The sequence below is a fragment of the Actinomadura geliboluensis genome, assembly GCF_005889745.1.
GTDB classification, from domain to species: domain Bacteria; phylum Actinomycetota; class Actinomycetes; order Streptosporangiales; family Streptosporangiaceae; genus Spirillospora; species Spirillospora geliboluensis.
Window position 1 is genome coordinate 1 of record NZ_VCKZ01000368.1, and the last position, 9,186, is coordinate 9,186.

General features: G+C 67.8%; 10 protein-coding genes and 1 pseudogene. 10 read left to right on the forward strand and 1 reads right to left on the reverse strand.

All coding sequences use genetic code 11. The features are described from left to right. The 3 genes and pseudogenes from ETD96_RS34915 to ETD96_RS34925 all read left to right on the forward strand — a co-directional run. Positions 1–117, forward strand: a pseudogene (locus ETD96_RS34915) (IS5/IS1182 family transposase); the annotation flags it as partial. Positions 118–238: 121 nt separating this feature from the next. Further along, on the forward strand, positions 239–1,072 hold the full coding sequence (locus ETD96_RS34920) for a tyrosine-protein phosphatase (protein ID WP_138640748.1): 834 nt from the start codon (positions 239–241) through the stop codon (positions 1,070–1,072). A gap of 136 nt (positions 1,073–1,208) precedes the next feature. Then, positions 1,209–1,538 carry a hypothetical protein gene (locus ETD96_RS34925; RefSeq protein ID WP_171069380.1) on the forward strand — a complete coding sequence of 110 codons (330 nt, stop codon included), beginning with the start codon at positions 1,209–1,211 and terminating at the stop codon, positions 1,536–1,538. A gap of 4 nt (positions 1,539–1,542) precedes the next feature. Here ETD96_RS34925 and ETD96_RS34930 read toward each other — a convergent pair whose 3' ends face one another. After that, the gene (locus ETD96_RS34930) at positions 1,543–2,421 is read right to left on the reverse strand and encodes a hypothetical protein (RefSeq protein ID WP_138640750.1); all 879 of its coding nucleotides are present in this window, start codon (positions 2,419–2,421) and stop codon (positions 1,543–1,545) included. Positions 2,422–2,962: 541 nt separating this feature from the next. Here ETD96_RS34930 and ETD96_RS34935 point away from each other — a divergent pair. From ETD96_RS34935 to ETD96_RS34965, 7 genes are all read left to right on the forward strand, one after another. Next, complete coding sequence (locus ETD96_RS34935) at positions 2,963–3,577, forward strand: TetR/AcrR family transcriptional regulator (protein WP_138640751.1); 615 nt, start codon at positions 2,963–2,965, stop codon at positions 3,575–3,577. Beyond that, a complete protein-coding gene (locus ETD96_RS34940; protein WP_138640752.1) occupies positions 3,574–4,473 on the forward strand; it encodes a crotonase/enoyl-CoA hydratase family protein in 900 nt (299 codons plus the stop codon). The genes ETD96_RS34935 and ETD96_RS34940 overlap by 4 nt, the downstream gene beginning before the upstream one ends. A 135-nt stretch (positions 4,474–4,608) precedes the next feature. After that, positions 4,609–5,031 carry a DUF4307 domain-containing protein gene (locus ETD96_RS34945; protein ID WP_171069381.1) on the forward strand — a complete coding sequence of 141 codons (423 nt, stop codon included), beginning with the start codon at positions 4,609–4,611 and terminating at the stop codon, positions 5,029–5,031. Between the two features lie 119 nt (positions 5,032–5,150). After that, positions 5,151–6,173, forward strand: a complete 1,023-nt coding sequence (locus tag ETD96_RS34950; protein WP_138640757.1) for an LLM class flavin-dependent oxidoreductase — start codon at positions 5,151–5,153, stop codon at positions 6,171–6,173. Between the two features lie 170 nt (positions 6,174–6,343). Further along, complete coding sequence (locus tag ETD96_RS34955; RefSeq protein WP_205719595.1) at positions 6,344–7,525, forward strand: SMI1/KNR4 family protein; 1,182 nt, start codon at positions 6,344–6,346, stop codon at positions 7,523–7,525. Between the two features lie 121 nt (positions 7,526–7,646). Further along, on the forward strand, positions 7,647–8,033 hold the full coding sequence (locus tag ETD96_RS34960; RefSeq protein ID WP_138640755.1) for a VOC family protein: 387 nt from the start codon (positions 7,647–7,649) through the stop codon (positions 8,031–8,033). Between the two features lie 358 nt (positions 8,034–8,391). Continuing rightward, on the forward strand, positions 8,392–9,186 hold a 795-nt coding region (locus ETD96_RS34965; protein ID WP_138640756.1), incomplete at its 3' end, for a serine/threonine-protein kinase.

Consider the following 9,186-nt stretch of genomic DNA (forward strand, 5'->3'; position numbering starts at 1 on the left):
AACGCCCAACTGAAGTCATGGAAGCTACTCCGCAAGCTCCGCTGCAGTCCCTGCAAGGCCGGCCACCTGGTCAAGGCCATCGCTGTCCTACAGAACTACGAGGTCACCCGAGGATGAAAAAGGCTCAATGATCGCCGGGAAGATTTGAGAGCCTGCCAGTTCATCCCCGCCCGCTCGGACAGCATCATGACGGGCGTCACGTCCATCCCCCCGCCGGGGCCATCCGACAAGGAGCGTCATGCGCACCCCCCGTACGTCCGCAGCCCTGCTCGGCGCCGCCCTGCTGGCCGGCGCGCTGACCGCACCGCCCGCCCTCGCCGAGGCCCCGAACCGGGCGCCGGCCACGGCGACCCTGGCCGCCGCGCCCCGGCTGGCCACGGCCACCAACTTCCGCGACCTCGGCGGCTACGCGACCGCCGACGGCCACCACGTCCGCACCGGCGTCGTCTACCGCTCCAACTCCCTGGCCCACCTGTCGGCCGCCGACCAGCAGACGCTGCTCGGCCTCGGAATCACCCTGGACGTGGACCTGCGCAATTACAAGGAACGTTCGGAGGACCCCGACCTACTGCCTGCCGGGATCACTTACCAGGTCGCCGACGTCGAGGACCTCACGCACGGGATCTCCTTCGCCAATCCGGCGCTGGGCAGCCTGCTGTACGGGTTCTTGATCGGGCTGGTGACCGGGTCGTCCAACCTCGGCCAGTCCATCGCCTATCCGTTCATGGTGGACTTCAGCGGTGCGAGCCGCGCCTACCACGACCTGCTCACCTCCATCGCGGCCAACCCCGGCGCGACGGTGTTCCACTGCACCGCGGGCAAGGACCGGACCGGCTGGGGCGCGGCGGTGCTGCTGACGATCCTCGGCGTCCCGAAGGCGACGGTGTACCAGGACTACATGGCCAGCAACACCTACCTCGGCCGGTCGGACGCCGTGGAGTCCGCTTGGCTGGACGAGGCGTTCCATGAGGTCGACCAGGCCTACGGGAGCTTCGACAACTACGTCCGCAACGGCCTGAAGTTGAGCGACGCCACCGTCGCAGCGCTGCGCTCCCGGCTGCTTACCTCCTGATCCGCTCGAAGCCGACGGCCGTCGGTTCCACGATCGATCAGGTGCCACCGTTAGTGCTTGCTGAGAGGTACGTCCGGGGCCGTCGTGGAGCCGCTGGTTCCAGACGTCCGGTTCTTGCTTGGACCCTCGTTGGGCAGTGGCGGCTGACGGGTTGGTGGAGCAGATGGGCATTTCCGAGACCCAGGTCAGCGAGATGTCCAAGATGCTGGACGCCAAGGTGACCGTCTTCTTGGGCGTGCTGGCGGCCACCAGTAGGGCGTCGGCACACATCGCGAGAGCCGCCGACCGGAACGTGTCCGATCGGCGGCTCTCGCGGGCGGTGGCGGCAATCAACTTCTCAACCAGCAAACCGAATCGCTGGCATCGTCGGGTTCAGGCGCTATGTCTACCCGCCGGTCATGCGCCGCTGCCTTGGCCTTGGGAGCACATAGAGGAGAAGGCGGCGTTTGATGAGGCGTACGTGTAGCGCTCTAGCCCTGCCCGCCGTGGTCGGGGCAGAGCGTTTTGATCCATCCCCGGTCGGTCTCCCTGCCCGGCTCGCCGCAGACTTCGCAGGTGCGCCGGGACTCGTCGCGAGCCGCCTGCAGGATGTCGCTGACCCGGGCGCCGAGTTCGCGGTTGATGCCGACTTCGCCGGTGGCGGGGTCGATGTAGACGCCCAGGTTGATGTCCAGCATGCCCCACTTCTCCTTGACCTGGGCGACCTGGTAATTCGGCAGCACCTGGAGGAGTTCGGCGTGGGCCCGCATCAGGATGTCGTGCCATCCGGCTCCGACAAGGTCGAGGTACTGGGGAATCTGTCTGTCGGCCGTGTTCGTCATCGAACCGGTCCCGCCTCCTTCTCGTGTTGCATTTGACCGGCCCAGTTCATGGCCGGATACGCGCTGTATAGGGGATTCGAGCCAAGCTGCTGTCTTGCGATGACGGCCCAACCCCACGATGTCGAACTCGTCATGACCGATCCGTCCGCCGGTGACGCCCAGGCGCTGCAACGCCATGGAGATCGGGCCGCTGTAAGCGTGACCGCGTTGGGCGAAGACCACCGTGCCGCTCTGCCAGATCCGCGTGGCCTGTTCTCCCGGACTGCCGCCGTGGGTGTCGTTGGTGGCGTGCACGACTGGACCGTGCGCCGACCAATCCTGGAATACCTCGTCGAGGCGGCGCTGGAGGGCGAGACTGCTCTCCGGGGCGTCCGTCCCGCCGTCCCCGACGAACAGAACGATGACCTCTGAGGTCAGGGGTATCAAGGCGAAGCCATGGCTGAGCGCCACCACCGGCACACCGTGCTCGCTCGCCAGCCTCTCCAGGACTTCGCGCTTCCCGAGGACGGCGTTCAACTCATGAGCCATGCTCCCCCAAAGGGTTCAACAGATGGCAAGACCATAGCGGCGACAGGTTCCCGACAACACGGCCACAAAGCACAGAACAGAGTGGGATCCGTGGTCCCGCACGACGCCTCCGGGATCGAGGTCGTGCAGGGCGATGCGCCGACCCCTTGAGTTTGAGGTGCCGGCCTATGTGAGGGCATACGAATCGACGTCACTGCCCGTCCCGCCGGGGCGACCGCGGCGGGACGGGCAAGATATCGAAGTCCTGGGGGGTTGTTCGTTAGGCACTGCTGCGCTTGATGGCGAAGAGTCCAGATTGGGGGGATGAGTGTGTCATCGGCTGGGTCTTGATCGGGGTCTGACGGAAGTGGCATCCCGACGCGGCGCCCGATGGCTGCCGACTTGGCCGCGCCGACGGGTCGGCGCCCAACCAGCTCGCCCTCGTGATGTTCCGGAGCCCTTCTCCGACCGCTAGCCCAGGCTCAGGCCCACCCCTTTACAGTCAGCTCTGACTGTGAGACCGTGCGTTTCGCAGTCGGAGGTGACTGTGAATTGGAGAGGGATGTCCAAGCGCGAGGAGCAGCGGGCCGCGACGCGGGCTCGGATCGTGGAAGCGGCGGTCGAGTCGCTGGTCGAGGCGGGCGCCGCGGCGACCACGACCGTCGAGGTGCAGCGGCGGGCGGGAGTGAGCCGGGGCGCGCTGCTGCACCATTTCGCCACTCATGAGGAGCTGTTCGGGGCGGCGGTCGGCCGTCTGGTGCAGCGCAATGAGGACGCAGTGCGGGAGGAACTCGCCGCGGCGTCGGCGTCGGGGGACGCGCTGCTGCGAGGGGCGCGGATCCTGCGAGCGGTGCTGCGGCGGCCGTCGTTCGGTGCGGAGCTGGAACTGTGGGCGGTGGCCCGGACCAATCCACGCCTGCGGCAGGTGCTGCGGCGGGCCGAGGGCGCGGCGCGCCGGGACCTGTTCCGGGTGGTCGGCGAGATCCTCGGCCCGGAGGTCACCGGGATGCCCGGATATCCGCTGGTCGCCGAGCTGACCGTGCAACTGCTGCGCGGCATGGCCATCTCCGACGTCCTCTACCGCGAGGACGCCGACCGCGACGCGCTGCTGGAGCAGTGGGTCGAGGTCGTCCGGCCGCTGCTTGCGGCCCCCGGCCCCCAGGAGGAGGAACGATGAACGAAGAACGGCCGTCGACGGTCCTGTACGAGGTCGCGGACCGCAAGGCGTACCTGACGCTCAACCGGCCCGACCGGCTGAACGCGATCGACTTCCACATGCCCGGCGACCTGGCCGCGGCGGTGAAGCGCGCCAACACCGACCCGCGGGTCCATGTGATCGTGCTGCGCGGCGCGGGACGGGCGTTCTGCAGCGGCTACGACCTGAAGATCTCCGCCGAGGACGGCCAGGGCACGCAGGGCTCGGGCGACGGCGACCCCGTTTGGGACCCGATCAAGGACTATGCGGTGATGAAGGAGTTCACCGACGACTACTTCTCCCTATGGCGCTCCCTCAAGCCCACCATCGCCCAGGTGCACGGCTTCGCCGTCGCTGGCGGCAGCGACATCGCGCTGTCGTGCGATCTGGTGGTGATGGCCGAGGACGCCCGCATCGGCTACATGCCGGCCCGGGTCTGGGGCTGCCCCACCACCGCCATGTGGGTCTACCGGCTCGGGGCCGAGCGCGCCAAGCGCATGCTGCTGACCGGCGACACGATCGACGGCCGCACCGCCGCCGAGTGGGGGCTGGTCCTGGAGGCGGTGCCCGCGGACGGCCTGCAGGCCCGCGTGGAGGAGCTCGCCGACCGGATGGCGGGCGTCCCGGTCAACCAGCTCGCCATGCAGAAGCTGATGATCAACCAGGCCTACGACAACATGGGCCTGCACGGCACCCAGATCCTGGCGACGCTCTTCGACGGCATCACCCGGCATTCGCCCGAAGGCCGCTGGTTCCAGGAGTTCGCCGCCGCCCACGGCTTCCACGAAGCGGTCAAGTGGCGTGACTCGGGCCGCTGGATCCCCGAGGGCGGTGGACCCGTTCCCACCGAAGAGGAACTGCGGGGCGAAGCGCCGTGAGGCGGAACCGGCGCTGATGTCCGAGCCGCCACCTGCGGCGCGCCTCGGTGGAGGACCCCGGTGCGGCCGTCCGGGAAAGCGCCCGGAGAATGATCAAAACGGCCCGCACCATCCAGGAGAACCGTCGTTATGCCCATGAGTTCCGAGCTGCCGCATTCCGGCCGCCGCCGGCGTGGTCTCGGTCCGGTCGGCGCGATCGTCGTCGCCGCGTTCGTGGTTCCGCTCGCGCTGCTGTGGTCGTTGTTCCCGGCCAACTACAGTTCGCGGCCAGGGATCCAGTCGGAGACCGTCGCGTGGCGGGTGCACAGCGACGACGCCGTCCAGATCACCTATGCGGTGGGCAAGCTCAAGGACGACACCGTCCGCTGCGTGGTCGACGCCTTCGACACCGACTTCGCGGTGATCTACCAGCGCTCGATCATCGTTCCTGCGGGAACCACGAGCCTGCGCCGGACTGAGACGCTGCCGACCCCGCACCGCGCGACCGGCGCCCGCATCCGCTCCTGCCGCTCGCTCAACCGCAGCGAGCCCACGAATGAGGAGCGCCGTGGGCTGTGATCCCACGCAAGAGGAAACGACAACCAAGATCGTCGATGTGTGACGGTCCGTGACCGTGGTATGGCCATGTGGGCGGCCGTCGCTGGAATCTCGTAGGCGCTGAGGTGGTTGAGGTCGGTGTGAAGAAGATCGGTTTTCTCTCGTTCGGTCACTGGAGTGACAGCGCGGGCTCGCGGACACGGTCGGCGGCGGACGCTCTCCTGCAATCGGTCGATCTCGCCGTGGCCGCGGAGGAACTCGGCGCCGACGGCGCCTATTTCCGGGTGCACCATTTCGCCAGGCAGTTGGCATCGCCCTTCCCGCTGCTGTCCGCGATCGGCGCGAAGACCTCGCGCATCGAGATCGGCACCGGTGTGATCGACATGCGTTACGAGAACCCGATGTACTTCGCCGAGGACGCCGGGGCCGCCGACCTGATCTCCGGTGGGCGGCTCCAACTGGGCATCAGCCGGGGATCGCCGGAACAGGTCATCGACGGGTGGCGGTACTTCGGTTACGAGCCGTCCGAGGGCGACTCCGATGCCGACATGGCGCGCAAGCACACCGAGGTACTGCTCACGGTGCTGCAGGGCAGAGGTTTCGCCGAGCCGAATCCGCGGCCGATGTTCCCCAATCCGCCCGGGCTGCTGCGCGTCGAGCCGCATTCCGAGGGCCTGCGCGACCGCATCTGGTGGGGCTCGGGCTCCAACGCCACCAGCGTGTGGGCGGCCAAGCTGGGCATGAACCTGCAAAGCTCCACGCTCAAGGACGACGAGACCGGCGAGCCGCTGCACGTCCAGCAGCGCAAGCAGATCGAGGCCTACCGGCAGGCGTGGAAGGACGCCGGACACCGACGCCGGCCGCGCGTGTCGGTCAGCCGCAGCATCTTCGCGCTGACCAGCGACCTGGATCGCGCCTACTTCGGCCGGAACGCCGACTCGGGCGACCACATCGGAATGATCGACGAGAAGACCAGGGCGATCTTCGGACGTTCGTACGCGGCCGAGCCGGACGTGCTGGTCAAGCAACTCGCCAACGACGAGGCCATTCAGGCCGCCGACACGCTGCTCCTCACGGTTCCCAACCAGCTCGGCGTGGACTACAACGCCCACGTCCTGGAGAACATCCTGACTCACGTGGCACCCGAACTCGGCTGGCGCTGACACCAAAGCCAACCCCCCGCCCATCGCGGCATGAGCGGACGTGGCTGGAGGCGTCCGGTCTGTTCGGTTTCTGGGCACGCCTGAACGTGTCGGGGATATAACTGATGCCCGAATGGTGGTGTTGGGCCTCGGGCGAGGGACCTCGGCCCTCGACCTGGAGTGGATACGGCATGGCATCTACTGATGGCGCTCGTACTGTCGAGCAGTGGCGCCGGTACCTCGCCGAGTACAGCGCCGAGGTGTTGCGGGTCGTTCCCGGGGATGAACTTCACGAGGTCGGTGATCTGCAGCGGTCCGCCGGCTGGCTGGGCTTCGACGGCGCTGGCGAAGACCAACTCGCTGCGCTGGAGGAGCGTCTGGGTGTTCGCCTGCCGCAGAGCTATCGGTCATTCCTTGCAGTGTCTGACGGGTGGCTCCACATCAGCCCGTTCATGTGGACGATGCGCACCAGCGGCGAGGTCGGCTGGCTCCGTGATGCCGATGCCGAATTGTGGGAGATCCTCCGCGAGAACGGTACGCTTGAGGAGACCGCGCTCGCCGACCGCGCGTTGCTGGTCTCTGGTGACGGCGACGCCCAGTACTGGCTGCTCGACCCCGATGATGTGTCGGCGGCCGGCGAATGGGCGGCTTACGTCTGGGCCAGTTGGTATCCCGGTTTTGGTAAGCGACACGACTCGTTCGCCGCGTTGGTGGATGCCGAACGCGCATCTTTCGAAGACCTCACTGGGCGCGATGGCCGTCCGGTTCACCCCGATGGTGCCGACGAGTTGGTGGCCGAGGGCCGCGAACGGGCCTTGCAGGGTGAGGTCCGCGCCGCTGCGGACGCTTTCGCGCAAGCCGCCACCAAGGGCTCGGGTTCCGGCGCCTACCTAGCCGTCATCCTGAATGCCTTCCTTGATCTGACCCATGCGCACCACGAGATCCGCAATGGCATCCTCGCCCACCCACACGTGGTCGAGGAGATCGGGCTGGAACAGGTGCGCGCCGAGGCCGTGCCGCTGTTCCTGTACCGCTCGGCCCGAGCAGGATTGTCGGTCGCCCCACACCTTCAGCTCTTCGCCGGGATCCTGACCGAGGAGGAGATCGAGCGGATCGACACATTCGTGCCAACACCGCTACCAGAACCGCCCGACTTCCAGGAGGCGCTGCACCGAGCCCGGACGCTCGTCCACGCCGGAGCCACCGACCGTGCCTGGAGCGTCATTGAGGCCGCGCTGCCCCGCTGGCACTCAGACTCCCTGTGGCGCATCGCGCCGGTCGTACTGCTCACCGACCCGATACTGCGAGACCTGGTCACCCCCGAACGCGCCCGAACCATCGTGACCACGCCACGCGGGAACAACCGCTACTGACGCCGATTCCGGTGTCGGCGTTCGCTTATCCCATTGGAGGGGCCTCCCCAATCTGCGGCATGAGCGCGCGTTCGGTGACGGGCCCGATGGGACGGCGCTCGGTTCTTCTAGACTCGGTTCCGTGCTCAGACTCGGATTTCCGGTGATCGGCGTGACCGACATTCCCCGTGCCGTGGCCTTCTGGACGGCGGCGCTGGACCTTGTTGCCGTATCGGAGTGGGAGAACCCGGGCTGGAGGACGCTGAACCACGCGGACGGATCGGGCCGGGCCTTGGGGCTCATGCGCAGCGAGTCGCCTGTGGAGGCCCATCCCCGTTTGCACCTCGACCTGTTCGTGGACACCACAGATGAGCAGGAGACCGAGGTCGAGCGTCTGATCGGCCTCGGAGCGACAAGAGTCGACTGGGACCTCTACCCGCCGGATCCGGACTTCGTCGTTCTCGCCGACCCGGACGGAAACCGATTCTGCGTCGTGGACCTGAGCCGGGCACCGTCCGGCTCGAACTGATGAGGCTTCAGCCGATCGTGTGATGGGCACTGACGTTCCGCTCGCCGGCCCGCCCGAGCGCGGCGGGTGGCCTGTGGATGGGTTTAAGAGCGCAGTCGCGCATTCGACCGGCGGCGTGAGTGGACGTGCAACACCGGGCCTGGGTAACGGCGAGTGTGGCGATGAACCCTGATCGGCTGGCTACCGGCGCGCGGCGTTAAGCGGCCTGCCGCGTTCCGGAGAGCTTCAAAAGTGGGTTACCGAACGGCAGTTGGGTGTGGGCGAGGAGACCTGTGAGCTGATCATCGCGGCCGTGCACCCCTCTGGCAGTTGCCTGGTTCGTCTTCTTCCCAAAGCTCCGCATCGATAAGTTCTGATCATGAGCTGGGACGGTGACGGGGTGCTGGCGGGTCGGTACCGCAGGCTCGGCCGGATCGGCCAGGGCGGGATGGGGTCGGTGTGGCGGGCGCGTGACCTCGAACTGGACCGTGAGGTCGCCGTCAAGGAGCTTCTGGTTCCCGACCAGGTCACCGATCAAGAACGGCTTGACTGGTACGCGCGGATGGACCGTGAGGCTCGCGCCGCCGCGCGGCTGCGGCACCCTGGCATCGTCACCGTCTATGACCGGGTGACGGGCGATGACGGCCGTCCCTGGATCGTGATGGAACTCATCGAGGGCCGGTCCCTCGGGGACGTGCTGGCCGAGCAGGGAGCGCTTCCGCCACGTGAGGTCGCGGTGATCGGGTTGGCGATGCTGGACGCTTTGTCGGCCGCGCACGCCCAGGGCGTGGTCCACCGGGACGTCAAGCCCGCCAACGTGCTCCTGGAAGGTGACCGGGTCCTGCTGACCGACTTCGGCATCGCCGCGCTGGAGGGCGATGCCACCATCACCCGTTCGGGCATGGTGCTGGGCACGCCCGCCTACATGTCGCCCGAACAGGTGGAGGGCAAGCCGGTCACCCCGGCCTCGGACCTGTGGTCCCTGGCCGCCACCCTGTACGCGGCGGTCGAAGGCCGCCGACCGTTCGACGGCCCCAGCCACGGCGCCGTCTTCGTCGCGATCGCCACCCGGCAACCACCCACACCCAGGTGCGGCGGCCCACTCGCCCAAGCCCTCAACGGCCTACTGCGCAAGAACCCCGACGAACGGCTCCACCCCGCCCAGGTCCGCGAC

Bases quoted from the DNA above. Each gene is read 5' to 3' on its own strand.
- ETD96_RS34920 (WP_138640748.1), top strand. From the start codon at position 239: ATGCGCACCCCCCGTACGTCCGCAGCCCTGCTCGGCGCCGCCCTGCTG.
- ETD96_RS34930 (WP_138640750.1), bottom strand. From the start codon at position 2,421: ATGGCTCATGAGTTGAACGCCGTCCTCGGGAAGCGCGAAGTCCTGGAG.
- ETD96_RS34935 (WP_138640751.1), top strand. From the start codon at position 2,963: ATGTCCAAGCGCGAGGAGCAGCGGGCCGCGACGCGGGCTCGGATCGTG.
- ETD96_RS34945 (WP_171069381.1), top strand. From the start codon at position 4,609: ATGAGTTCCGAGCTGCCGCATTCCGGCCGCCGCCGGCGTGGTCTCGGT.
- ETD96_RS34940 (WP_138640752.1), top strand. From the start codon at position 3,574: ATGAACGAAGAACGGCCGTCGACGGTCCTGTACGAGGTCGCGGACCGC.
- ETD96_RS34955 (WP_205719595.1), top strand. From the start codon at position 6,344: ATGGCATCTACTGATGGCGCTCGTACTGTCGAGCAGTGGCGCCGGTAC.